Origin of the sequence: Pseudomonas sp. NBRC 111131, from assembly GCF_001320525.1 — a bacterium.
Lineage (GTDB): Bacteria > Pseudomonadota > Gammaproteobacteria > Pseudomonadales > Pseudomonadaceae > Aquipseudomonas > Aquipseudomonas ceruminis.
Genome location: NZ_BCBH01000037.1, coordinates 24,946 through 48,196, shown reverse-complemented (window position 1 = coordinate 48,196; position 23,251 = coordinate 24,946). Strand labels below are relative to the sequence as shown.

General features: G+C 59.8%; 21 protein-coding genes and 2 pseudogenes. 4 read left to right on the top strand and 19 right to left on the bottom strand.

The genetic code is table 11. The features are described from left to right. Positions 1-33: 33 nt before the first annotated feature. The 7 genes from APH34_RS24290 to APH34_RS24265 all read right to left on the bottom strand — a co-directional run bounded on the left by APH34_RS24290 (position 34) and on the right by APH34_RS24265 (position 3,297). The gene (locus tag APH34_RS24290; protein ID WP_003100847.1) at positions 34-591 is read right to left on the bottom strand and encodes a recombinase family protein; all 558 of its coding nucleotides are present in this window, start codon (positions 589-591) and stop codon (positions 34-36) included. Continuing rightward, the gene (locus APH34_RS24285) at positions 585-956 is read right to left on the bottom strand and encodes a hypothetical protein (RefSeq protein WP_003100853.1); all 372 of its coding nucleotides are present in this window, start codon (positions 954-956) and stop codon (positions 585-587) included. The genes APH34_RS24290 and APH34_RS24285 overlap by 7 nt, the downstream gene beginning before the upstream one ends. Further along, positions 953-1,453 (bottom strand): hypothetical protein, encoded by a 501-nt coding sequence (locus APH34_RS24280; protein ID WP_003100856.1) that lies wholly within the window; start codon positions 1,451-1,453, stop codon positions 953-955. Before APH34_RS24280 ends, APH34_RS24285 begins: the two co-directional genes overlap by 4 nt. Next, the gene (locus APH34_RS24275; protein WP_003100858.1) at positions 1,450-1,776 is read right to left on the bottom strand and encodes a hypothetical protein; all 327 of its coding nucleotides are present in this window, start codon (positions 1,774-1,776) and stop codon (positions 1,450-1,452) included. Before APH34_RS24275 ends, APH34_RS24280 begins: the two co-directional genes overlap by 4 nt. 254 nt (positions 1,777-2,030) lie before the next feature. After that, a complete protein-coding gene (locus APH34_RS28940) occupies positions 2,031-2,387 on the bottom strand; it encodes a cupin domain-containing protein (RefSeq protein WP_003465043.1) in 357 nt (118 codons plus the stop codon). 236 nt (positions 2,388-2,623) lie between these two features. Then, on the bottom strand, positions 2,624-3,010 hold the full coding sequence (locus APH34_RS24270) for a DUF86 domain-containing protein (RefSeq protein WP_003100872.1): 387 nt from the start codon (positions 3,008-3,010) through the stop codon (positions 2,624-2,626). Then, positions 3,007-3,297, bottom strand: coding sequence for a nucleotidyltransferase family protein (locus tag APH34_RS24265; protein WP_001247892.1), 291 nt, complete (start codon positions 3,295-3,297; stop codon positions 3,007-3,009). Before APH34_RS24265 ends, APH34_RS24270 begins: the two co-directional genes overlap by 4 nt. 158 nt (positions 3,298-3,455) lie before the next feature. Between APH34_RS24265 and APH34_RS24260 the strand changes: the two genes are divergently transcribed. Both APH34_RS24260 and APH34_RS28935 read left to right on the top strand, forming a co-directional pair. Next, entirely contained in the window at positions 3,456-6,422 is a 2,967-nt protein-coding gene (locus APH34_RS24260; protein ID WP_003100881.1) for a Tn3-like element ISPa38 family transposase, read from the top strand. A gap of 47 nt (positions 6,423-6,469) precedes the next feature. After that, the gene (locus APH34_RS28935; protein ID WP_082422876.1) at positions 6,470-7,546 is read left to right on the top strand and encodes a GlxA family transcriptional regulator; all 1,077 of its coding nucleotides are present in this window, start codon (positions 6,470-6,472) and stop codon (positions 7,544-7,546) included. A gap of 71 nt (positions 7,547-7,617) precedes the next feature. Here APH34_RS28935 and APH34_RS24255 read toward each other — a convergent pair whose 3' ends face one another. From APH34_RS24255 to APH34_RS24195, 12 genes and pseudogenes are all read right to left on the bottom strand, one after another. Then, complete coding sequence (locus APH34_RS24255) at positions 7,618-8,421, bottom strand: helix-turn-helix transcriptional regulator (protein WP_054903288.1); 804 nt, start codon at positions 8,419-8,421, stop codon at positions 7,618-7,620. A 608-nt stretch (positions 8,422-9,029) separates the two neighbouring features. Continuing rightward, on the bottom strand, positions 9,030-10,436 hold the full coding sequence (locus tag APH34_RS24245) for a cytosine permease (RefSeq protein ID WP_054903286.1): 1,407 nt from the start codon (positions 10,434-10,436) through the stop codon (positions 9,030-9,032). Positions 10,437-10,684: 248 nt separating this feature from the next. Beyond that, a pseudogene (locus APH34_RS24240) lies at positions 10,685-11,083 on the bottom strand (aminomethyl transferase family protein); the annotation flags it as partial. A gap of 107 nt (positions 11,084-11,190) precedes the next feature. Next, positions 11,191-12,219, bottom strand: a complete 1,029-nt coding sequence (locus APH34_RS24235) for a DUF3445 domain-containing protein (RefSeq protein ID WP_054903285.1) — start codon at positions 12,217-12,219, stop codon at positions 11,191-11,193. Between the two features lie 79 nt (positions 12,220-12,298). Beyond that, positions 12,299-13,243, bottom strand: a complete 945-nt coding sequence (locus tag APH34_RS24230; protein ID WP_054903284.1) for a PDR/VanB family oxidoreductase — start codon at positions 13,241-13,243, stop codon at positions 12,299-12,301. Continuing rightward, the gene (locus APH34_RS24225) at positions 13,240-13,785 is read right to left on the bottom strand and encodes a dimethylamine monooxygenase subunit DmmA family protein (protein WP_054903283.1); all 546 of its coding nucleotides are present in this window, start codon (positions 13,783-13,785) and stop codon (positions 13,240-13,242) included. Before APH34_RS24225 ends, APH34_RS24230 begins: the two co-directional genes overlap by 4 nt. 663 nt (positions 13,786-14,448) lie before the next feature. Further along, complete coding sequence (locus tag APH34_RS24220; RefSeq protein WP_054903282.1) at positions 14,449-15,774, bottom strand: FMN-binding glutamate synthase family protein; 1,326 nt, start codon at positions 15,772-15,774, stop codon at positions 14,449-14,451. Positions 15,775-15,804: 30 nt separating this feature from the next. After that, positions 15,805-16,488 carry a protein glxC gene (locus APH34_RS24215; protein WP_054903281.1) on the bottom strand — a complete coding sequence of 228 codons (684 nt, stop codon included), beginning with the start codon at positions 16,486-16,488 and terminating at the stop codon, positions 15,805-15,807. A gap of 24 nt (positions 16,489-16,512) precedes the next feature. Continuing rightward, the gene (locus APH34_RS24210; RefSeq protein ID WP_054903280.1) at positions 16,513-17,415 is read right to left on the bottom strand and encodes a glutamine amidotransferase family protein; all 903 of its coding nucleotides are present in this window, start codon (positions 17,413-17,415) and stop codon (positions 16,513-16,515) included. A 7-nt stretch (positions 17,416-17,422) separates the two neighbouring features. Then, positions 17,423-18,190: pseudogene (locus APH34_RS24205) on the bottom strand (IS5 family transposase); the annotation flags it as partial. Between the two features lie 626 nt (positions 18,191-18,816). Then, entirely contained in the window at positions 18,817-19,173 is a 357-nt protein-coding gene (locus APH34_RS24200; protein ID WP_031639052.1) for a cupin domain-containing protein, read from the bottom strand. Further along, positions 19,170-20,459 carry an NAD(P)-binding domain-containing protein gene (locus APH34_RS24195; RefSeq protein WP_082422875.1) on the bottom strand — a complete coding sequence of 430 codons (1,290 nt, stop codon included), beginning with the start codon at positions 20,457-20,459 and terminating at the stop codon, positions 19,170-19,172. The genes APH34_RS24200 and APH34_RS24195 overlap by 4 nt, the downstream gene beginning before the upstream one ends. Before the next feature lie 620 nt (positions 20,460-21,079). Between APH34_RS24195 and APH34_RS24190 the strand changes: the two genes are divergently transcribed. Further along, positions 21,080-22,015 (top strand): recombinase family protein, encoded by a 936-nt coding sequence (locus APH34_RS24190; RefSeq protein WP_003089068.1) that lies wholly within the window; start codon positions 21,080-21,082, stop codon positions 22,013-22,015. A gap of 314 nt (positions 22,016-22,329) precedes the next feature. Continuing rightward, entirely contained in the window at positions 22,330-23,211 is an 882-nt protein-coding gene (locus tag APH34_RS24185; RefSeq protein ID WP_023662268.1) for a hypothetical protein, read from the top strand. Positions 23,212-23,251 lie beyond the last annotated feature (40 nt).

The window sequence follows — 23,251 nt, the reverse complement described above, 5'->3', positions numbered from 1 at the left end:
GGGGTCGTCTCAGAAAACGGAAAATAAAGCACGCTAAGCGTGCGTGGAGGCTGGCACCCAGCGGTACAGCGTCGGAATGGACACGCCGAGGTTCTTGGCCACGTCCTTGGGCGGCACCCCGCTGGCCAGCAGCTTCTTGGCCGACTCGATCTTGCTGTCGGTCATCTTCGGCTTGCGGCCGCCTTTGCGGCCGAGCTGCTTGGCGACTTCCAGCCCGGCGCGGGTGCGCTCGACGGTCAGCTCGCGCTCCATTTCGGCAAGGCTCGCCATGACGTGGAAGAAGAACCGCCCGGATGGTGTGCCGGTGTCGATGGAGTCGGTGAGGCTCCTGAACTGGACACCGTGCTTGTGCAGATCGCCGACCAGATCGACCAGTTGCTTGACCGACCGGCCCAGCCGGTCGAGCTTCCAGACGACCAAAGTATCGCCTTCGCGCAGCATTTCGAGCGTCTTGGCCAAGCCAGGCCGGTCTGCCCGCGTGCCACTCACCTTGTCCTCGAAGACCTTTTTACATCCGGCCTTGCTCAAGGCTTCGCGTTGCAGCTCCAGGTTCTGATCCTGCGTCGAGACGCGCGCATAGCCAATCAACATGGCTTGTCTCGCGCCCGGTCGATGCGTTCCTGCATCGCCTGCATCACTTCTTCGTGGGTGTACGATCTGGCGTTGGCGTCGGTGGCTTGCCGCAGGGCTTCCTCAACCTCGCGCGTCATCCGCTCGTAATCCTCCGGCCACAGCGCTTGCTCCATGCGCAGCGACGCCTGACCCAGCAGGTGCAGCAGGCTGAACAGCCGCATGTCGTTGGTGGCGACGATGCGCTCCCGAATCTGCTCCTGAATAGCTTCGCTAGCCCGATGCGCTTGTGGTGTGGCAGTCCCCTCGTAGTCAGCGGGGAATTCCGCTTCCTCGGCAATCCTTGCCCAGGCGCTGGCCAGCGCCTCGATGGTTGACGTGCTCATTTCCGCCGCTCCTGTGCTCTTTGGCGAATCAACCGGCCAAGGGGCCTCGACGCGAAAACCAGCAGCATCACGCCTATCGGATACCAGGTCGAGAAGACCACCAAGGCATCGAAGGCTGGCCGTCCGGTGTTGGTAGGCAGTACGGCGGTCACAGCCATCAACCCGCCGACCGTCCAGATGATGCGCCACACGTAGGGCATCACGCGGGGCACGTAGCCGTCATCGAAAGCGGTCTGGTAGTAGCGGCGCAGGCCGCGCTCGGCAAGCGCCTGGCGCTGCCGCTCCGACAGCGCATCCGTCCGGCCATACCAGCGCCGGAATGGTGGACAGCGCAGCAGCAAAGGGGTGAAGAGGATCATCACCGCCACGATCGCGACACCCCACGCCATGACGGCGCCGGCATCGGGCCGCTTGGCGTTCTCGATCACGGGCGCGAAGACGCCCGGAGCACCGATCATCCAGAACAGCGCAATGTGCTGATGGAAGGAGAGCTTCATTTGCTCATCCACTTGCGCAGCAGGCGCTTTTTCAGGGAGGCGCGTTCTTGCGGGTTGCGTCCCTTGTGATTGGCGATGCGATCCGCCGTGGCGGCCTGGCGCTTGACGGGCCAGTAGGAGCGGCCATCCTTGCCCATCGACCAGACGCTGCTGGCCTGGTTTTCCAGCAGGGGCAGATGGGCGCTCAGGGCTTCGGGCGACGCGCTGGTCAGCGCCGTGCGCTCACGGGTGCGCCAGCGCTGATGCCAGAGCTTCTTGTCCTCGCGCTCGCTGCCGCAGGTCGTGTGCCCGACGATGGGTGTTTTGCGGCGGCTGCGGCTCATAACGTAGTGGTCTCCAAGAACATTCAGGACTGATCCCAGGCGTCGATGGTCAAGACCTGATCGGCAGGACAGGCGGCTACGCGGTCGGGAACTGGATGGTGTTCAGTCTCATGCCGACCCCATTCGATTGATCGCGTCGCTTGCGGCACGCTGCGACGCAAGGAGGTTTGCGACCTGGTTTAGCAGCCGTGTCCGCTGCATGTCTGTTACCTATCTCCCCGACCGCTCATTGGACCAACTCCAGAGATTGGGCTCTATCGCTCAGCCAATACGAAACCGGCATTGGCTGATGCCACAACCGAGACGAACACAAATGGCTCGGTACCTGTATTTCGCGCCCCGTGCACTTGGCCCGGTCTTGCCACGGCTATCTCACCTTCCCTGAGGGCACGAACAATCCCATTGCCCTGAAAGTAATCAGCCATTCCCGACAAAACAGTCCACGTGTCTTGGCCGTGAGGATGAATGTGAGCCGCAATTTCCTGCCCGGGATGGACATGCCAAACCACGATAATTGAGTCTCGGGTTTCAAGCACAACGGAACGAATAGGCTCGCCTTCGGACGGCTGAACATACTCGGCTACAGAAAATATTCTCGATTCAACAGTCATCGGAGATCCCTCTTTCACAGTGCCCCCAGACAGGCTGGATATGAGTTCTAACTCGAATTTGAACGGGAGGCTGGTCGTGCGGTCGTGCAGTTGCCGATGAGCGTGTCGGCTGCTGCCTCCTTGCCCACCAGCGAACTCACGTCCGTTGCGGCCATCCAGAAGGTCTTGCCCGAGCGCGGCTCATAGGTCGCGGGATCGAACACGCCAGAGGGGCCGAACATCGGCGGCTTGATTGGTCATGGCTCCATGCCTTTGTCGTTACGGTCTTCATCGTCGGCATCCTGACGCACGGCGGGCAATTGCTGGAGCAACGCCGGCAGCCATTCCTGTACCGTCTCCCACACCACATCGAGGTTGATGTCGAAATAGCCGTGAGCCATGCGATTACGCATATTGCGCATGCTGCGCCACGGCACGTCGGCATGCGCCTGGGTGAACTCGACGTAGCCATCCATCACCTTTGTGGCCGCCTCGCCGATGACGATCAGGCTCATGATGACGGCCTGCTGGGTGCGCTTGTCGGCCAAGAAGTCGTCCTTGGCCATCCCTTCCACGAAGCTGCGCGCATCGGTTGCGGCCTGCTGAATGTGGTCGAGGTAATCGGGCAGGCGGTTCTCGCTCATATCGGTTGCGCCTCCGCGAGCACCTTGGCCCGGAACTTCGGCGGCAGGTCGCCCGGAGTCAGCAGATCGACGTCAACGCCGAGCAGCGATTTCAGTTCTTCTTCCAAATCGCCCAAGTCCAACAACGTGGCACCGGGCAGCGCATCGACCAACAGGTCGAGGTCGCTGCCATCCCGGTCGGTGCCATGCAGCACCGAGCCGAAGACGCGCGGGTTCGCGGCGCGAAAGCGGCCTACCGCTTCACGCACTGCGCTTCGCTTCATGTCAAGCACAACAGACGGTCGCATGGGCATCCTTTCTTATCGAAACTCGTTGAGATGATATGCAATCAAGAATAGAATTTCAAGAACTATTTTCGAGAATCGCAATGCCTTGATTCCCGTGCCGCGCCGGTTGCCTTGGCGGGCTTGTCACAAACCTACGTTTTCAAGAAGAAGGAAACCGCATGCCCCGCCGTTCGATCCTCTCCGCCGCCGAGCGCGAAAGCCTGCTGGCGTTGCCGGACACCAAGGATGAGTTGATCCGTCACTACACGTTCAGCGAAAGCGACCTCTCCATCATCCGGCAGCGGCGCGGCCCGGCCAATCGGCTGGGCTTCGCGGTGCAGCTCTGCTACCTGCGCTTTCCCGGCGTCATCCTTGGCGCTGATGAGCCACCGTTCCCGCCATTGCTGAGACTGGTCGCCAACCAGCTCAAGGTCGGCATCGAAAGCTGGGACGAGTACGGGCAGCGTGAGCAGACCCGACGCGAGCACCTGGTCGAGCTGCAAACGGTGTTCGGCTTCCAGCCGTTCACGATTGGCCACTACCGGCAGGCTGTCCAGTTGCTGACCGAGCTGGCCATGCAAACCGACAAGGGCATCGTGCTGGCCAGAGCCTTGATCGAGCACCTGCGGCGGCAGTCGGTCATTGTGCCCGCCCTCAACGCCGTCGAGCGGGCGAGCGCCGAAGCGATTACCCGCGCCAACCGGCGTCTCTACGACGCCTTGGCTGAGCCGCTGACGGACGTGCATCGCCGTCGCCTCGACGATCTGCTCAAGCGCCGCGACAACGGCAAGACGACGTGGCTGGCCTGGCTGCGGCAATCCCCGGTCAAACCGAACTCGCGGCACATGCTGGAACACATCGAACGCCTCAAGGCGTGGCAGGCGCTCGACCTGCCCTCCGGCATCGAGCGGCTGGTTCACCAGAACCGGCTGCTCAAGATCGCCCGCGAGGGCGGCCAGATGACGCCCGCCGACCTGGCGAAGTTCGAGCCGCAGCGGCGTTACGCGACCCTGGTGGCGCTCGCCATCGAGGGCATGGCCACCGTCACCGACGAAATCATCGACCTGCATGACCGCATCCTGGGCAAGCTGTTCAATGCCGCCAAGAACAAGCATCAGCAGCAGTTCCAGGCATCCGGCAAGGCGATCAATGCCAAGGTGCGGCTGTTCGGGCGCATCGGCCAGGCGCTGATCGAGGCCAAGCAAGCGGGCCGCGATCCGTTCGCCGCCATCGAGGCCGTCATGTCCTGGGATGCTTTCGCCGAGAGCGTCACCGAAGCGCAGCGGCTCGCGCAACCCGAGGACTTCGATTTCCTGCACCGCATCGGCGAGAGCTACGCCACGCTGCGCCGCTACGCGCCGGAATTTCTCGACGTGCTCAAGTTGCGGGCCGCGCCCGCCGCCAAGGACGTACTCGACGCCATCGAGGTGCTGCGCAGCATGAACAGCGACAACGCCCGCAAGGTGCCCACCGACGCGCCGACCGAGTTCATCAAGCCGCGCTGGCAGAAGCTGGTGATGACCGACACCGGCATCGACCGGCGCTACTACGAACTGTGCGCGCTGTCGGAGCTGAAGAACGCGCTGCGCTCCGGCGACATCTGGGTGCAAGGCTCGCGCCAGTTCAAGGACTTCGAGGACTACCTGGTGCCGCCCGCGAAATTCGCCAGCCTCAAGCAGGCCAGCGAATTGCCGCTGGCCGTGGCCACCGATTGCGACCAGTACCTGCATGACCGGCTGACGCTGCTGGAAACGCAGCTCGCCACCGTCAACCGCATGGCGCTGGCCAACGAGCTGCCGGACGCCATCATCACGGAGTCGGGCCTGAAGATCACGCCGCTCGATGCGGCGGTGCCCGATACCGCACAGGCCCTGATCGACCAGACGGCGATGATCCTACCGCACGTCAAGATCACCGAATTGCTGCTGGAGGTAGACGAATGGACGGGCTTCACCCGGCACTTCGCCCACCTGAAGTCAGGCGACCTGGCCAAGGACAAAAACCTGTTGCTGACCACGATCCTCGCCGACGCGATCAACCTGGGCCTGACCAAGATGGCGGAATCGTGCCCCGGCACGACCTACGCCAAGCTGGCCTGGCTGCAAGCCTGGCACATCCGCGACGAAACCTACGGGGCGGCACTGGCCGAGCTGGTCAACGCGCAGTTCCGACATCCCTTCGCCGAGCATTGGGGCGACGGCACCACGTCATCGTCGGACGGCCAGAACTTCCGCACCGGCAGCAAGGCCGAGAGCACCGGCCACATCAATCCGAAATACGGCAGCAGCCCAGGGCGGACGTTCTACACCCATATCTCCGACCAGTACGCGCCGTTCCACACCAAGGTCGTGAACGTCGGCGTGCGCGACTCGACCTACGTGCTCGACGGCCTGCTGTATCACGAATCCGACCTGCGGATCGAGGAGCACTACACCGACACGGCAGGGTTCACGGACCACGTCTTCGCGTTGATGCACCTGCTGGGCTTCCGCTTCGCCCCGCGCATTCGTGACCTGGGCGACACCAAGCTCTACATCCCGAAGGGCGATGCCACCTACGAGGCGTTGAAACCGATGATCGGCGGCACGCTCAACATCAAGCACGTCCGCGCCCATTGGGATGAAATCCTGCGGATGGCCACCTCGATCAAGCAGGGCACGGCGACGGCCTCGCTGATGCTCAGGAAGCTTGGCAGCTACCCGCGCCAGAACGGCCTGGCCGTCGCCCTGCGTGAGCTGGGACGCATCGAGCGCACACTGTTCATCCTGGACTGGCTGCAAAGCGTCGAGCTGCGCCGCCGCGTGCATGCCGGGCTGAACAAAGGCGAGGCGCGCAACGCGCTGGCCCGCGCCGTGTTCTTCAACCGCCTGGGGGAAATCCGCGACCGCAGCTTCGAGCAGCAGCGCTACCGGGCCAGCGGCCTCAACCTGGTGACGGCGGCCATCGTGCTATGGAACACGGTCTATCTGGAGCGGGCCGCGAACGCCTTGCGTGGCCACGGTCAAGCCGTCGATGACGGCCTGTTGCAGTACCTGTCGCCGCTCGGCTGGGAGCACATCAACCTGACCGGCGATTACCTCTGGCGCAGCAGCGCCAAGATCGGCGCGGGCAAGTTCAGGCCGCTACGGCCGCTGCAACCGGCTTAGCGTGCTTTATTTTCCGTTTTCTGAGACGACCCCAATGTAGGTGACTTATGACAAGAAGAAGATTTTTTAGCCAATCCACCGAAACGAAAAATTTTAAAATTTTAGACAAAGGCGAATCTAAACCACATAACAAAAAAGTCGGATTTCTCCTTTTAGAGCATTTCTCTCTACCAGCGTTTACGCAGGTTCTAGATTCATTGGTTACCGCAAATTTAATCACCCATGATGCGTTCTCCACCAGAACTTTCACTGTGGATGGCGCGGCAGTTGCTAGCGATTTAGGCCTTATCATTCATCCAACAGAGGCCCTAACGCGGTTGAACCTTGTAGACCTCGATCTATTCGTCATATGTGGGGGCCTGCGAACGCCGCTACAGACCTACCCAGCGTTGAGAGAGGCCGCTCATATTGTTGCAGAATGTGGGAGTGCCTTAGCTGGCCTATGGAGCGGTGCGTGGTTTCTTGGTGAAGCAGGATTGCTCAATGGATACCGATGCGCAATACACCCAGAGCATAGAGCAGCTCTATCGGAATTGGCCAAGGACTGTGTCGTTACGAACGATAGTTTTACGGTCACCGAAGATCGGCTGACTGCTGCTAGCCCATCAGGCGCGTTGACCATGGTTCTTGAATGGATTAGGAAGACTCATGGAGGAAAGGTTGCCGATGGGGTTATAGACATCCTTGCATTTGAGGAGACTCAATTCAAAAGAACAAGTCCTTCTGCTCATAAAAAAGTGAGTGAACCTCTTCGTGAAGTATTAGATCTCATGCAAACCAACATAGAAGAACCCCTGTCACTGGAGCAGTTATCTCGTTACGCGAACAAATCTAACCGACAAATAGAGCGCTTATTCAAAGAGCAGCTCTACACGAGCCCGGCACGTTACTACCTAGAACTTAGAGTTACGGAGTCGCGTCGTCTGCTCCAACATTCAAGTTTGCCAATCATTGAAGTTGCCGTGGCCTGTGGATTTGTCTCCCCAAGCCACTTCAGCAAGTGTTACACAGCCTATTTTGGATACTCTCCATCAAGAGAGATCCGCTATAATTGCGTGCGGTCAGGCAGGGCAAAGCCATCCAAAAAGGAAATAGTATCATCCCGCACTCATTCCGCTGCATAACCGACGGCGCTTCGTTTTAAACACTATGTTGACCTGGCCCTTCATAACGTCGGCTTGGAATGACCATCTACCTAGGAGGCCTTGGCCAAATAATTTATGAACAGGCGAAACAACTCAGCATTGGTTGAAATATTCAACCGCTGATAAATGTTGTGTTTGTGAACTTTAACCGTGCCATCAGAAATTCTTAATCTACTGGCAATCGAAGCACTACTGTGACCTTGAAGAATCAACTTGGCAACCTGCCTCTGCGCGTCTGTCAGCTGACCACGCATCATCCCCATGAACGCATCTTCCATCTCAATGTCAGCGCGCTCAGGGTTGACGATAACCTCGTTATAGTTGATACGACAATGCAACTCAAATGCAGATGTTATTATTGGCGTGATGGCTGCAAGCTCCTGCATTTCCCATTTTTGAAAGGGGCCACCATCTGCATATTTCATAAGGGAGTATACAACTGCTAACTGAGGACGGATGGGTACTATGAATCCAACTTCGTCGACCGATGTGCCATGCTCTGAAGAAACGCATGGATGAATGTCTTTTGAAATAGCAAAGCCAGAAGAAAAAAAGCTGTCCGGCGCCAGGGCACTCATCCTCCAAAGACCCGCCGGATGACCATTCATACAGGCGACATAGAACGGATCCAGTAAATAGCCCCCTCTCACGTAGGAACTTAGAGTTTGCTCGGGAATGGAGCCTCCGTACCCATCATGCACCACGATAGCATCATGATTGAACCCAAAAAGAAATGCGCAGCTCATATCAAATTTGACCTTCCTCCTCAATCCTGAGTCAATAGTGCTCCCAAAGCTGTCGGTTCCGACGCCACTGATGATAGATGCCAGAGCTTTAATTTCTTCAGGTCTCATCGCGCACCAAGCTACTCCAGATGATTCTATAACGTTACGTCGCTAGACGAGAGGGTGTACTTAGATTCGGTATCAAGTCGAAATTTCTTCGCTTCACATCCGACTCCTGCCCTATTGGATCTTTTGAAGACATTATCGCGCAGATTTGGACAGTCTGAGATGAAATACTCAGCAAAAAGCATAACCGGTACGCCGATTGGCGCCCGGGATGATTGGATAACACGTTGAACCAGGATGATTCGATAGTAGCGGGCAAGCATCCCTTGGATATATCGCCGCAGCCGAGCTCTTTTCGCCTTCGGGTCGCCGGTCGCCGCAACCGGGGTGAACGAGCGTTCGGAATCGGCACAGCGGACGGACTTGCCCAAGTGGGTCGCCGCGCGGACGAACGTCGAGACTTTATCCTCGCTTTTGGGCAACGCCATGCGCCCGGCAACGAACGACTGATTTCCTTCCCAGTTGCGCCAATACCCTCTTCATCGAAATTCCACGTGTTTGATTTTTACAGTTAACTGCAAGAATAAACGCTGTCGACAAACCCGTGGACACCATTACGACGCTGGATTTTTCGAACACCAGGGACAGCGGCGTGCGGGTATCAGCCTTGCTCATGCTCGTTTCATATTAGCGATGGCAGAGGCAGCCGAGTGGGCCTTTCCAAAGGGTGTTAAATGCAGCTGTTTGCTGCGGTTTACGAAGTAATAAAGCACGCCCGGAATGACCAGCGCGGGCAGCCACGAGATGTCCGTGCCGACGATGCGAGCGATCGGCCCCTTGTAGAAAGACAACTCCATAAACGGAATCTGTACGACCACGGTGAAGGCGTAGATGCGCAAGGTATTCCAGTTAAATTTTCCGTAGATGCCATTGACGTCGTACATCGCCGCCACGCTGTAGCGGCCCTTGCGGATCAGGTAGTAGTCCACCAGGTTAATAGCGCTCCAAGGCACCAGCACATACACCTGACCGATCAGGATGTCACTGAAGTACGCACTGAAGTTGTATTGAGCGGCGATGGCGATCCAAGTCACTATGATAGCGACAATGGCCATGATGACGAATTTGGTCAACAGGCTGATCCGCGAGGTGCCGTTGAAGCCGGTAAAGATCGTAGTGGTGGACATGTACGAGCTGTATAGGTTCATCACGTTCCACTGCAGCACCCCGATGATGATCACGTAGTACGCCATAGCCTCGTACCCAGGGAACAGTTTGGCGATAGCGCTACCGGGGTCGGTGGTAACGTCCATTGCGGTGGCGGCCATGACGGCGCCCAGCAGCATGAGTAGCGTGGAACCCACCACGATGCCCAAGTAGCTGTACCAAAACGTTGATCGCGTGGATATGGAGGTTGGTAGGTAGCGGGAGTAATCGGCCACGTAGGGGCCGAAGCCCAGCGTCCAGGAAGCTGCTTGCGTTACAACCAGGCAGAAAATAGCGAACTTGAAAGTGCTTGCCGATAGCAGCCACACGCCGTCCGGCAGACCGTGTTGCAGAACGGCATAGGCGGCCAGCGCGAAAATGATGCTCGAGAAGGCACTCATCCAAGCGCCGATCCTATGGATCAGCTCATAACCCACAAAGCCGACGATAAGCGTGAGTATGCTGAATAGGATGATCGCGTTGTTATCCGAGACCGGCACCACCGCCTTGATCGAATCCCGCATGACCACGCCATTAGCCGCAGTGAACAGAATGTAGGCCAGAACCACGATGGCCAGCGGGACGCCAGCGCCGATCACGCCAAACTGCGCCCGGCTCTGGATCATTTGCGGAATCCCCAGATGCGGGCCTTGCGCGGAGTGCGCCGCCATAAAGATGGAGCCGATTAGGTTGCCCAGAATCAGCCCAATGAATGTCCAGCCAAGATTCAGCCCCGCCACCACGCCCAGCGCGCCGATCACCATCGTGGTGACCTGCATGTTGGCACTGCACCATATGGTGAACAAACGTTTAGCCGAACCATAACGCTCATTCTCTGGAATGAACTCCACGCTTCTGTTTTCGATTTTCATGTATTGCTCCGTCTCACCAAGAATGTTGTAGGTTGTTGGGCTCTTCGCATTTAAGGGTTTAGAAATCAGCTACACCCTTAAATGCGAAGAGCCTGTAGTGCAGTGTGGCGCCGCGCGCCTGGAACCAGTCGGCCATGCTGCCGACACCTTCGAAAGGCACGTGCTGCAATACCTGTACATGCATGTTCAACTCCTACGCCGTCTCGTGGCTGGCCAGTTTCAGGCCGACGATGCCGGCGACGATCATCCTGGCGGCCCTGGGCCGAGCGCACCAGCATCTCGTGGCCGTTGCCGGAGCCATGCACCACCATGAAGGCGTTGGGGCCGGTACGGTAGATCACGCAGTCGTCGACGAACTTGCCGGCCTCGTTGAGCATCGTGGCGTAGACGCTCTTGCCCGGGTAAACCTTGGAGATGTCGCGGCTGGTGGCGTACTCCAGCAGGCTTTCGGCATGCGGGCCGACGTAGTGCACCTTCTTCAACCCGGATACGTCCATCAGGCCGGCGCGGGTGCGGATCGCCTCGTGCTCGTCTGCCAGGTCGCTGGCATAGGTCCAGGCGGTGCCCATGCCGCTCCAATCTTAGAGCGTGGAACCCAATGCACGGTGACGCGCGGCAAGGGCGGAAATACGCCAGGAATTGGCCATGTCAGTGTCTCCTGTTGTTCGTCGTTGAGCCTGCGCACGCAGGCTGGGTTCTGTCTCCCCTCTCCCACGTGTGGGAAAGGGGCCGGGGAGAGGGAACTCAGTGAAGGTCAGGCAGCCTTGGCCTGTGGGTCGAACTGGCGCAGCCAATCCACTACGGTCTGGCGGTAGCGGGTCAGGCCCTTGTAGTCGGCGATCTCGTCCGGCAGGTCGCGCAATACGCGGTGCAGGCGGCAGGCCCAGGCCGGGTTGCTGGCCAGTTCTTCCAGGCTGATCAGGTAGTGGCGAATGCCGAACAGCAGCGCATTGCTGCGCGGCAGGCGTGGCATGAACTGCAGCTCAACGCGCAGGTGCACCAGCTGTGCAACGTTCTCCGGCGTCACCAGGCCGCGCTCATGGCCCCATTCGTGGAAGGTCTCCGAGGAGGTGTCCAGGCGCGGGTTGATGGTCATGGTCCAGCTCAGGCGGCGCACCGGATGGCCGACCTGGATGTTCAGCAGGTACTTCAGCGCGCGGTCGAACACCCCGAGCTGATGCGCCACGCCTGGCACCGGGGCATGCCACTGCTTGAAGCTCATGCCGGCGTCGAACTTGATCGACCAGTCCGGCGCGCAGGTGACCATGCCAGCGTCCATGAACAAGTCGCCGTCACGCTGGTCGAGCACGGCGAAGTCACCCTGCGCCTGGCGCGTGATGTACTCCAGCGGCTCGAACGGCAGCGTGCCGGCATCGCCGAAGGTGAAGCGCTGCTCGATGCCCAGCGGGCGGTTGATCCACAACCACTGATCACCGTCTCGCTCCAGAGCGAAATGCTCGGGGTAGTCGGCGGCCAGGTGCTCCATCAGCATTTCCAGGGTGTCCCAGGCGGCCTGGGCCATGTGCGGCATCACCAGGCAACGCTGCGGGTCCTTCTCCAGCACGCAGGCACGCTCAGCCATCTCCGAAATGTAGTGCTCGTCGATGTCGAACCAGTGCTCGAACACCGAACCCGGCTCACGCGGCGTGGCCGGTTCGATGTTGACCGAGTACATGTAGCTGTCTTCGGGAAACGGAAAGGGAAAACGGGCAATGGCCTCGGGGCTGTTGCTGAAGGTGAAATCGTCCCGGTAGGTTTCCACGGGTTTCATTACGACGGGCATGGCGGATTCCTCAGTAGGGTGCGTCGTGCGCACCGTTTCAATCGTTGTGATGCGCATGGCCTGGGCGGCCTTGCGATACCTACAAATCGAGCAGCAGCGTGCCGGAGCCGCCGCCACGGGAAACGCAGGGCATCAGCGCCTCACCGCGCTGCTGCTCATCCAGGTAGTGATCGCGGTGCTCCACCTCGCCGCTCAGGTAGCGCGTGGTGCATTGCCCGCATACCCCGCCCCGGCACAGGTTGGGCACCTCGACACCGGCGGCCTCCAGCGCTTCGAGCAGGCTGTGGTCGCCCGGCACCTGCAGACGCTGGCCACTGCGCGCCAACTCGACGGTGAAGGGCTGGCCCGGCTCGGGTGCGGCGAAGGCCTCCCAGTGCAGGCGCCCGTCCGACCAGCCGTGGGCGCCAGCCAAAGTCTTGAGTTCATCGAGCAGGCGCTGCGGGCCGCAGACGTAAAGGTGACTGCCAAGCGGCTTGCCGGCGAACAGGCTGGTGCAGTCCAGGCGCTGGCCGGCCGCAGCGTCGTAGCCATGAAAGCGCTCGCCCAGGCGTTCGCGCAGCTCGCCGGCGTAGGCGTCGGTCAGGCCGCTGCGGTAGGCGTAGTGCAGTTCGAACGAAGCACCTTGCGCGCCGAGCTCAGCCAGATAGGCCATGAAGGGTGTGATGCCGATGCCACCGGCCACCAGAATGTGGTGACGGGCCTGCGAATGCAGGGCGAACAGGTTGCTCGGCGCACCGATCTGCAATCGGTCGCCGACGCGCACCTGCTCGTGCAGGTAACGCGAGCCACCACGCGAGCCCTCCTGCAGGCGCACGGCGATGCGGTACACACCGGTCTCGCGCGGATCGCCCAGCAGCGAATAGGCGTTGCGCAGCGTGCGCCCTTCGATGGGCAACACCACCTGCACATGGCTGCCGCAGGAAAAACCCGGCAGCGAGCCGTCGATAGCGCGCAAGCTGAACTCGCGCACCACCGGGGTCAGTTGACGCACGTCGGTGACCTGCACCTCGATCATCGCGCTCATGACCGCACCTCCGGCGCATAGGGGCTATCCGGGTCGATGCAGACACCCATGTAGGCGCCGAGGCGTTGGGAGAAATGCTCGCGGACGAACAACTTCACCCGGCACTGGCCACAGGTGCACTCGCCTTCGCTGCCGATGTCCTGGAAATGCCCGCAGTGCACGCAGTAAAGGCGGCGACGCGTGCCCTGCTTGAACAGTTCGATCTCATCGCCGAGCAGGCCGGCCTGCCGCGCCAGGCTGTGAATGTGCCAGAGGAAGCTTTCATCGCCACAGACGTACAGCCGGGTGCCGGCCTGGGCCTGTTCCAGCAGCATCTGCAGACGCAGGTAAAGCGCTTCGCAACTGGGCAGACTCTCCTGCTCGACACTGCCCGGCAGCGCCTCGCCGAGGCACAGCAGCAGAGTCGGGGCCGGATCATCGAGCAGCGCGGCGGCGTCACTGGCCTGCTGGGCGACCACAAGACGGCGACTGGCTGGATGCCTGGACGCCTCGAGGGCATAACGTGGGGTACTAAACATGGGTTCGGCACTGGATGCTGTCATCGGAAACCCTCCGGGTGAGCGCAAGGCGATGGTCGGTTTGCTCCAGAGAAAATTCCCCTGAAGAACTTTTTGCTCTCACAGAGAAAGCATGAAATGTGCCAATTTCGCATCACGCGCCAATCCTGGGGGTAAGCCACAAGGCAGTCGTCATGCCGTCCTGAACATGCACAAGTGCGGGGCGAAGCGCGCCGTCTCAGCGCACTAGGAGGATTTCTGAAGACGACTGTTGAAGGGTGCAGAAACCGGCTAGAACCGGAGTGGCGGCCTTGGCCACTAGGCCTTGCCCGCTCCGCCCAGACGGCAGTCATTGACTAGCTTGCAGCGCACCAAGCAGGAGGCGAGCTCCTTCAATCTGCACAGCCAGCACTCAGCGTCGTCATGGCCTGCGAGTTGTTCGTCTTGTCGCTTTGTCCACATGCTGAAAAGCGGTCTGTTGCGTACGGAGGAACACGCGCTGTTCGAACGCCACCGGCAATCTGGCTGGTTACCGATGGCCACGAAAGCATTCACGCCAAGGGTTTCTGCTGTCAGCAGGGTTGGGTGCTGGCGGGCGCCGTCGATGAACGTGATGTGCGCTACGAAAAACGTCGCGGCTGAATATCGCGCTGACGAAAAAGGGCCGCAACGCCAGGCGTTGCGGCCCTTTCATTTGCGCTGGCGGACTCAGTACTGCAATTGCCCCGGTACCCAGTTGGTGCCGGCCAGCGGTACGCGGGCCATGGCGGCGGCCTCCACGGTCAGCGCCACCAGATCCTCGGAGTCGAGGTTGTGCAGGTGCGACTTGCCGCAGGCGCGGGCCATGGTCTGCGCCTCCAGCACCAGCACGCGCAGGTAGTTGGCCAGACGACGCCCGGCGGCGACCGGGTCGAGGCGTTTGGACAGCTCCGGGTCCTGGGTGGTGATGCCGGCCGGGTCGCGGCCGTTCTGCCAGTCGTCGTAGTAGCCGGCGGCCGAGTCGATCTTCTTCAGCTCCTCGTCCAGTCGCGGGTGGTTATCACCGAGGGCGATCAGCGCGGCGGTGCCGATGGCCACGGCATCAGCGCCCATGGCCATGGCCTTGGCCACGTCGGCGCCGGTACGAATACCGCCGGAGACGATCAGTTGGACCTTGCGGTGCATGTCCATCTCCTGCAGGGCCTGCACGGCTTGCGGGATGGCCGAGAGAATCGGGATGCCGACGTGCTCGATGAACACCTCCTGAGTCGCCGCGGTGCCGCCCTGCATACCGTCGAGGACGATCACGTCGGCGCCGGCCTTCACCGCCAGCTTGACATCGTAGTACGGGCGACTGGCGCCGATCTTCACGTAGATGGGTTTTTCCCAATCGGTGATCTCGCGGATCTCGGCGATCTTGATCGCCAGGTCGTCAGGGCCTGTCCAGTCCGGGTGACGGCAAGCACTACGCTGATCGACGCCGATCGGCAACGTGCGCATACCGGCCACGCGCTCGGTGACCTTCATGCCCAGCAGCATGCCGCCGCCGCCCGGCTTGGCGCCCTGGCCGAGGACGATCTCGATTGCATCGGCCTTGCGCAGGTCATCCGGGTTCATGCCATAGCGCGACGGCAGGTACTGATAGACCAGATGCTGCGACTGGCCGCGCTCTTCCGGGGTCATGCCGCCGTCGCCAGTGGTGGTGCTGGTGCCGGCAATGGTGGCGCCACGCCCGAGGGCTTCCTTGGCCTGGGCCGACAGCGCACCGAAACTCATGCCGGCGATAGTCACCGGGATCTTCAGGTGGATCGGTTTCTTGGCGAAGCGGTTGCCCAGCACCACGTCGGTACCGCATTTCTCGCGGTAGCCTTCCAGCGGGTAGCGCGACATGGAGGCGCCGAGCAGCAGTAGGTCATCGAAGTGCGGCAGCTTGCGCTTGGTGCCGCCGCCGCGGATGTCATAGATGCCAGTCTCGGCGGCACGCTGGATTTCCTGTATGGACAGGCGGTCGAAGGTGGCGGACTCGCGCAGCACCGGGGTGATTTTTTCGCTCATTGCAAATTCCTCTTCGGGCAGGGTGCGCGATCAGTACGCCGAAGCGTTGTCGACCTTGAAGTTGTACAGCTGACGAGCCGAGCCGTAGCGTTTGAAGCTGGCCGGGTCTTCGTCGAAGCCGGCGCGGTTGAGTAGTTCGGCAAGTTCTTCCAGATGCTCGGGACGCATGTGTTTCTCCATGCAGTCCGAGCCCAGCGACTTGACCGTGCCCTTGACGTAGATACGCGTCTCGTAGAGCGAATCGCCCAGTGCATCACCGGCATCGCCGCAGACGACGAGCCTGCCTGCCTGGCCCATGAAGCAACTCATGTGACCAATGTTGCCGCCGACGACGATGTCGACGCCCTTCATCGAGATACCGCAGCGCGCACCGGCGTCGCCCTCGATCACCAGCAGGCCGCCATGAGCGGTAGCACCGGCCGCCTGTGAGGCGCTGCCCTTGATGCGCACCATGCCGCTCATCATGTTCTCGGCCACGCCGACACCGACGTTGCCGTGGATGGTGACGCTGGCCTTCTGGTTCATGCCGGCGCAGTAGTAGCCGGCGTGGCCGTCGATCTCCACGCTCAGTGCTTCGTTCAGGCCCACGGCGAGGTTGTGCTTGCCGCCCGGGTTGCTCACCACCCACTCACGCTCGGTGAGGGTCTTGGTCTGGTCATGCAGGGCCTGGTTCAGGTCGCGCACGGTGGCGCTGGAAAGGTCGATGGTTTTCATGGTTCGGTCTCCAAAATCGCGAAATCAGGCGCTGCGTTCCCAGATATACATGGTCGCCGGCTCCGGCTCCCACACCTTGGCCTTGTCGATGCCCGGCAGGGTCGACAGGGCCTGGTATTCGGAGGCCATGGCCACGTAGTCGTCGGTCTCGGCGAGGATCGCCGGCTTGCAGGCGATGGGGTCGCGGATCACCGCGAAGCCGTCGCGGGTGCCGATGGCGAAGGTGAAGAAGCCATCGAGGTCTTCCAGCGAATGGTCGAGCGCTTCCTTGAGCGAGTCGCCCTGACGCAGGCGCCAGGTCAGGTAGCCGGCGGCGACCTCGGTGTCGTTCTCGGTCTCGAACTCGATGCCGTGGCGGCGCAGTTCCTGGCGCAGACGGAAGTGGTTGGACAGCGAACCGTTATGCACCAGGCACAGATCCTGGCCGGTGGAGAACGGGTGGCTGCCTTCCATGGTCACCGCGCTCTCGGTGGCCATGCGGGTGTGGCCGATGATGTGGCTGCCCTTCATCTTGGCCAGCGAGAAGCGCTCGGAGATTTCTTTCGGCAGGCCCATGCCCTTGAGGATCTCGATGCTCTGGCCGACGCTCATCACACGCACGGCCGGCGCCAGCTCGGCGATCACCGCGCGCACCGCCGCTTCTTCGGCATTGGTCTTGAGCACCGCAGCACTGGCGTTCTGGAACCAGTCCAGCGAGCAGCCCAGGCGACCTTCCAGCTCGCCCATGAGAACCTTGAAGTCGTAACCGGCTTCAGTGCTCTGCAGGGTCAGCTTGATCCAGCCATCCTTCACTTCATCGCCGTAGATGGCGAAGCCGGCACTGTCCGGGCCACGGTCGGTCATGGCCAGCAACATGGGTTCGAAGAGCGCGCCGAGCTGGTTCTCCAGCGCCGGGTTCTTCAGGTACAGACCTACGATTCCACACATAAAAAGTCCGAGGGTGTTTTTTCAGTGTCTTCAGCTTCCCTGGCTGTTCGGTAATGTACCAATCCGCGCTGACATCTTTCAGCTTGTCTCGCTTTTCGGCGCCCCGGTAACCCGCATCAGCAAAGATGAATGTTTCTTCACCGTGCAGAAGCTGGTCGGCTTGATTGAGGTCGTGTTCGTTTGCCGCAGTTGTCGTGAAACTGTGCGTGATGCCGGTGCGGGCATCAACCCCGATGTGAGCCTTCATCCCGAAGTGCCATTGATTCCCTTTTTTGGTCTGGTGCATCTCGGGATCGCGTTCGCCCGTTTTGTTTTTGGTGGAGCTGGGAGCTTCGATAATGGTGGCATCGACCAGTGAGCCCTCTTTCAGCAGGACTCCGGCTTCAGACAGCCATTGGTTTACCTCTTCAAAAATCTGTCGAGCCAGACCGTGGCGCTCCAAAAGATGACGGAAGTTCAGGATAGTGGTGTGATCGGGGATGGCCTTGTCCAATGACAATCGAGCAAACAGCCGCATGGACGCGATCTCATACAGCGCATCTTCCATGGCGGGGTCACTGAGGTTATACCACTGCTGCATGCAGTGAATGCGCAACATGGTGGACAAGGGGTACGTCCGACGGCCGTTTCCAGCCTTGGGATAGTGAGGGTCGATGACGGCTTCGAGACGCGCCCACGGGATCAGCTTGTCCATTCGGCCCAGAAACTTTTCCTTGCGGGTTTGACGGCGCTTGTTGCTGAACTCGCTGTCCGCGAATGTAAGTTGCTGATCCATCGGTGCGTCCTCAATCGTATGCAGCGGGCATTATCCCATGCGGCGGACTTATTCGCAGCTTCCTTAGAATACTGCGCATGCGCATATTTGCTCTCAGTCGAAGACTGTAGAGCTGTTGTAGGTACCTGAAGAGAATGGATAAATCGAGATATCACAGTCATTCTCTTCCGGTGAAAACGAGCATGCGCGTTTTGCAGCTATGCCGTGCGCAGTATCCTGCAACGGCCGATCCATAGTTTCCTGATACTGAACGATTTTCCCGCCTGTTGCCAGTCACAAATAAGCACAGTCACGTGACAAAACAAGCACCATCGGCTCAAGGCCTTCAATATATTGTAGGTAACCACAGAAACTTAGGGCAGCTTGTCCACAGGTACCGTGGTACTCGGAATGACTGGCCAATTCCCGCTACCGTCCGCAAGGTGCGGAGTGTTGCAATGACCCGTTGAACCCTCAGTGCAAAGGGGGCTTTTGCCAATAACCAGTGTGTGGTCGTATTGGATCAGAATTAGAGGCACAGGGCTTTCAGCCAAGCGGCATGCAAGAGAAGAACAACGAAGTGTAAGGGTGCCCGGCAGAGGTGTGTGGTCCTGCTGCCGGGCGGTCGGGCTTTAACAGGTGAGCGCTTATTTCAGCTTGATCGCAAAGTGCTTCACGATCGGGGCGGTAATTTCCCAGGTGCCAACAAAATCCTTTTCAATGACGAAGGCGTCGCCGGGGCCCACTTCCACGGGCTCGCCGCCTTCTGGCGTGATGATCGCCGAACCTTCCATCAGGTGAATGAATTCCCAGCTCTCATATTTGGCATGCCAGGTGCCGGGGGTGGCTTCCCACCAGCCGCTGATCATGCTGCCGTCATCGGCGGTGTATTCGATCCAGGTGGTCATGCTGGGGTCGCCGGCCACGGCGGTCCAGTCCGGCAAGGGGTCTGTGATCGACTTGGCCTGGCGGTTGGGCAAACGGGTAACGGGGGTGTTGCTCATGTCAGAGTCCTCTGTACGGTGCCGGCCATCAGTGAGCGATAGGAGTGGTCACGGAAGGTCATGATGTTGTCCTTCTTGTGCTGCTTCCATTCGAGGAAGGTGCGGTTGACGCCATCAATGTCGAACGTGGGGTAGTCGGTCTGTTCGATCAGGTGGAGGATGTAGGCACCCTGGTACTCGTACATCTCCTGAGCGGTTTCCAGTGCCAGTTCCCGCTCGCGCCATGCCAGACTGTCGGCAGTCATGTCCTCTTTGGCGGGCAGCGGAATGCGGCCAAGGATAATGTCACGCACAAACCAGGCCTGGGCATCGAACATATTGAAGGAGTACCACTGGTCCTGCATGCCCACGTAGAAGAACTGCGGGTTGTCCTCCCAGACTACGCCCTTGTAGAGATTCAGCGGCCAGAGGCGGTTGTCGGTTTTGAGGCGCAGGTCGTCGGCAAGGAAGGGGAAGTGGTGCAGGTAGCCGGTGCAAAGGATGATGGCGTCGATCTTTTTGCTGCTGCCATCCTTGAAGTAGGCAGTATCCACGTCGACGTGGGTCAGCGCCGGTTTTTCGTCCCAGTTGGCGGGCCATTTGAAGCCCATGGGCGCTGTGCGGTAGCAGCTGGTGATGGAGCGTGCACCGTATTTGTAGCACTGAGAGCCGATATCTTCGGCCGAGTAGCTGGCGCCGACGATGAGAATATCCTTGTCCTTGAATTCCAATGCATCACGGAAGTCGTGCGCATGCAGGACGCGGCCACCGAAGGTGGAGAAACCTTCGTACTCCGGCATCTTCGGCGTGGAGAAGTGCCCACTGGCACAGACCACGTAGTCGAAGGTCTCGCTGTAGGTGGTGTCGGTGTTGTGGTCATGGACAGCGACCGTGAACAGTTTGGTGCTGTCGTCATAGCTAACGTTGCGCACCGGGGTGTTGAAGCGGATGTATTGGCGTACATCGGCCTTTTCGACACGGCCTTTTATGTAGTCCCAAAGCACTTCGCGCGGCGGATAGGAGGCGATCTGACGTCCGAAATGCTCCTCGAAGGTGTAGTCGGCAAATTCCAGGCATTCCTTGGGACCGTTGGACCAGAGGTAACGGTACATGCTGCCGTGGACCGGCTCGCCGTTTTCGTCCAGGCCGGTACGCCAGGTGTAGTTCCACATGCCGCCCCAGTCGGACTGCTTCTCGAAACAGACCAGTTCGGGTATGTCGGCACCCTTGGCTTCGGCTGACTGGAAGGCTCGCAGTTGGGCCAGACCGCTCGGGCCTGCGCCAATAATGGCTACGCGTTTCTTCATGGTTATCTCCACAGAATCCTGTTGTCGGGATCAGAGCGGCCACATGGGTCTAAACGTGAGTGAAAATGCACGGATCATGCCAGCATATTCAGGTCTACCCCTACAGAGGTAGCTCCTTTGATGAATTGCCCGAAAATCACTACAGGTAAAGAATTTTTACCCATGGTTGATGTGGCCGGCGCCGTTGTTCTGGTGGGAAAAGAGCCACACAACAGGGCATGGCGCCGGCCTGTGCACCGAATGGTGGCGCAGGCCATGTGAATGTGAGTGGCCAGGGGTGAAGGTATGAACACGCAATTTCATGATCATTTGATCACGGGTGAGCCGCCGGCTACGAGCCGCAAACGCATTGTGGCGCAACAGGCAATGCGAGTGAAACTGTTGCCGGGCGAGCGGTTGCAGATGGGGTTTGGGGAGCAACGGAACAGAAAGTGCACTTAAGCCCAGCGCCTGCCCGCAAACCCTTGTGGCGTCTGGTTAGTTCGGGAAAACCAAGGTTTTGCCGAACTCTATCGAGGAATGGCTCGGTTCGTTAAGCTCCCCACGCTACGGTTCAAATAACTGGTACGCTTTATCAAAGTTCAACTATTACTAACGTAGTCGAGTAAACGGTACTTTTGATGAAGATCGGTTATGCGCGAGTGAGCACTCGGGATCAGAAAGCCGACCTACAAGTCGATGCCCTGAAACAGGCCGGGTGCGAACGCATCTACCAAGACATCGCCAGCGGCGCGAAAAGCGCCCGTCCGGAACTGGACAAACTGCTGGCCAACGTGCGTCCGGGTGATGCCGTGGTGATCTGGAAACTGGATCGCCTCGGGCGCTCGCTCAAGCACCTGGTCGAGCTGGTCGGCGAGCTGGCAGAGCGTAAGGTCGGCTTGCAGAGCCTGAATGACCCCATCGACACCACCCATGCCCAAGGCCGCCTGGTGTTCAACCTGTTCGCCTCGCTGGCCGAGTTCGAGCGCGAGCTGATCCGCGAGCGGACTCAGGCGGGCCTGTCGGCCGCACGGTCGCGGGGCCGGATCGGTGGCCGTCCCAAGGGTCTGCCCGCCAAGGCCGAGGCCACCGCCATGGCGGCGCAAACGCTGTACCGCGAGGGTCGCCTGAGCGTCAGCGCCATCGGCGAGAAGCTACACATCTCCAAGAGCACACTGTACAGCTACCTGCGCCACCGGGGTGTCGAGATCGGCGCATACCAGAAGAGCGCCCGGTCACGCGATCAGCAGATCACGGCCTCGTCGTCATCGCCGGCAGAGCCGCCCGCTGTCGAGCGGGTGGCCACCGTCACCCTGCGCCTGGCGGTGGTGAATAACAGCAAGTTCGTGCGCGGCCGGAAACGGGCCAAGGAGAACATCGAGCGCTACTGCCTGGAACCCTACGGCATGAAACGGCTGGAGTCGGGCCACTACGAGTTGGCCATTTCGTATCGAAGCGACGACGAGCTGGACAAGACCGTGCACGACCTGCTGACCGAGATCAGCCAGGAAGCCGACATGCGCAACTGCTTCATCGAGGCGGATGCCTGGGAAGAAGGCACCGAGCGCAGGTGGTAGGGCTTACGTTGGTTTTTGGTTCCATTGCTCCCCAAACCCCTTCCCCAACCCGGACCACAATGGCGTTTGCCGCAGGGTTACCGATGCCGCCTTGATAAGCCCTCAATGCGGCGCAAGAGAGGTTCGAGAAGGCGGCCAGCGGATGTGGTTGGGCAGCGCAGACTCGGATTCTCCCCCTTCTCCAGGCCTAGCAGACCCACAAAAATCAAATTACATCAAAACGCCCTCGTTTTGACCGTATTTCTTGTGTATAAATGACGCCATAATGACGTCGTTATGGCGTCAGTGTCGGGTTTCATTAGGAGGCGTTGGTTATGGCTAGAGTCGGAATCCGGGATTTGCCGGACCACATTTACGAAGCAATTTGTGAGTCAGCTGAGAAAAACAACCGCTCGATCGAGGGGGAGGTTCGAGCAATTCTGCAAACCTACGTCTCTACCTTGGAGCCTGAGCCTGCACCGAACCAGACCCTCCGGCAGATCTGGCAGAAAGGTGTAGGTGATCGCCTGGACCTGCTGTTTGCACATTTGCGCAAGGACCAGGTCTTCTTCCCTGGCCACGCTCCCACACTGGCTGGTATCGCCCGCCTGATTGGTGAGGAAACCCCTGCTCACCTGCTGGATTGCCTTGATGGGATTGCTTCTCCATCTTTCGACATGCTCGATCGCGTAATAGCTTGGTCGAGCGGCTCACAGGACTGGTTGGAGAGTGGTGTGGGGCCGATGTTTCCAGCGAAAAACATTGGCAGCGAGTACAGCGAGTTTTTCCTGTACGAAAGGGACAGCAAAGAGGTCACCTTCCACCTGTTGCGCGTCTGTGGAGGACGATTGGATGGAATGATTTTGTGCGTCCGGCACGATCGAGCCAAACAGGCCTATGCCACTGGCTTCATCTACGAGCACTTCAACCTGAAGCGCGGTATGGGCGCTGGAGGACATGGCAATCTGCATCGGTTCATCCGGTTTTTGAAGACGAACTGCGGGGACCGTATCCTAAAGGCTTATCGGTATGAAGAGCCTGAGAAGAGCACCGAACCAGGCGCACATCACCCTCAGTATTATCTTCGTTTGGCAAGCGAAGCGGACTGGCTGCAAAAGTTGTTTGCAGGTGAAGATCCAGCAGACTGGCTGGAAGGGAACAGATCGGCCTGGAAAGAGATTGCCGAGTTATCGTTCGGCAACGGCAAGGTTGACTGATGACAACGATTTCTTGCCTGAATGCCCGTCGTGGTGGCTG

Coding starts and splice junctions, on each gene's coding strand:
- APH34_RS24265 (WP_001247892.1), bottom strand. CDS start 3,297: ATGCGACCGTCTGTTGTGCTTGACATGAAGCGAAGCGCAGTGCGTGAA.
- APH34_RS24245 (WP_054903286.1), bottom strand. CDS start 10,436: ATGAAAATCGAAAACAGAAGCGTGGAGTTCATTCCAGAGAATGAGCGT.
- APH34_RS28940 (WP_003465043.1), bottom strand. CDS start 2,387: ATGACTGTTGAATCGAGAATATTTTCTGTAGCCGAGTATGTTCAGCCG.
- APH34_RS24200 (WP_031639052.1), bottom strand. CDS start 19,173: ATGAGCAACACCCCCGTTACCCGTTTGCCCAACCGCCAGGCCAAGTCG.
- APH34_RS24255 (WP_054903288.1), bottom strand. CDS start 8,421: ATGAGACCTGAAGAAATTAAAGCTCTGGCATCTATCATCAGTGGCGTC.
- APH34_RS24275 (WP_003100858.1), bottom strand. CDS start 1,776: ATGAGCCGCAGCCGCCGCAAAACACCCATCGTCGGGCACACGACCTGC.
- APH34_RS28935 (WP_082422876.1), top strand. CDS start 6,470: ATGACAAGAAGAAGATTTTTTAGCCAATCCACCGAAACGAAAAATTTT.
- APH34_RS24195 (WP_082422875.1), bottom strand. CDS start 20,459: ATGAAGAAACGCGTAGCCATTATTGGCGCAGGCCCGAGCGGTCTGGCC.
- APH34_RS24260 (WP_003100881.1), top strand. CDS start 3,456: ATGCCCCGCCGTTCGATCCTCTCCGCCGCCGAGCGCGAAAGCCTGCTG.
- APH34_RS24230 (WP_054903284.1), bottom strand. CDS start 13,243: ATGAGCGCGATGATCGAGGTGCAGGTCACCGACGTGCGTCAACTGACC.
- APH34_RS24185 (WP_023662268.1), top strand. CDS start 22,330: ATGGCTAGAGTCGGAATCCGGGATTTGCCGGACCACATTTACGAAGCA.
- APH34_RS24190 (WP_003089068.1), top strand. CDS start 21,080: ATGAAGATCGGTTATGCGCGAGTGAGCACTCGGGATCAGAAAGCCGAC.
- APH34_RS24225 (WP_054903283.1), bottom strand. CDS start 13,785: ATGACAGCATCCAGTGCCGAACCCATGTTTAGTACCCCACGTTATGCC.
- APH34_RS24210 (WP_054903280.1), bottom strand. CDS start 17,415: ATGTGTGGAATCGTAGGTCTGTACCTGAAGAACCCGGCGCTGGAGAAC.
- APH34_RS24215 (WP_054903281.1), bottom strand. CDS start 16,488: ATGAAAACCATCGACCTTTCCAGCGCCACCGTGCGCGACCTGAACCAG.
- APH34_RS24290 (WP_003100847.1), bottom strand. CDS start 591: ATGTTGATTGGCTATGCGCGCGTCTCGACGCAGGATCAGAACCTGGAG.
- APH34_RS24220 (WP_054903282.1), bottom strand. CDS start 15,774: ATGAGCGAAAAAATCACCCCGGTGCTGCGCGAGTCCGCCACCTTCGAC.
- APH34_RS24235 (WP_054903285.1), bottom strand. CDS start 12,219: ATGCCCGTCGTAATGAAACCCGTGGAAACCTACCGGGACGATTTCACC.
- APH34_RS24280 (WP_003100856.1), bottom strand. CDS start 1,453: ATGAAGCTCTCCTTCCATCAGCACATTGCGCTGTTCTGGATGATCGGT.
- APH34_RS24285 (WP_003100853.1), bottom strand. CDS start 956: ATGAGCACGTCAACCATCGAGGCGCTGGCCAGCGCCTGGGCAAGGATT.
- APH34_RS24270 (WP_003100872.1), bottom strand. CDS start 3,010: ATGAGCGAGAACCGCCTGCCCGATTACCTCGACCACATTCAGCAGGCC.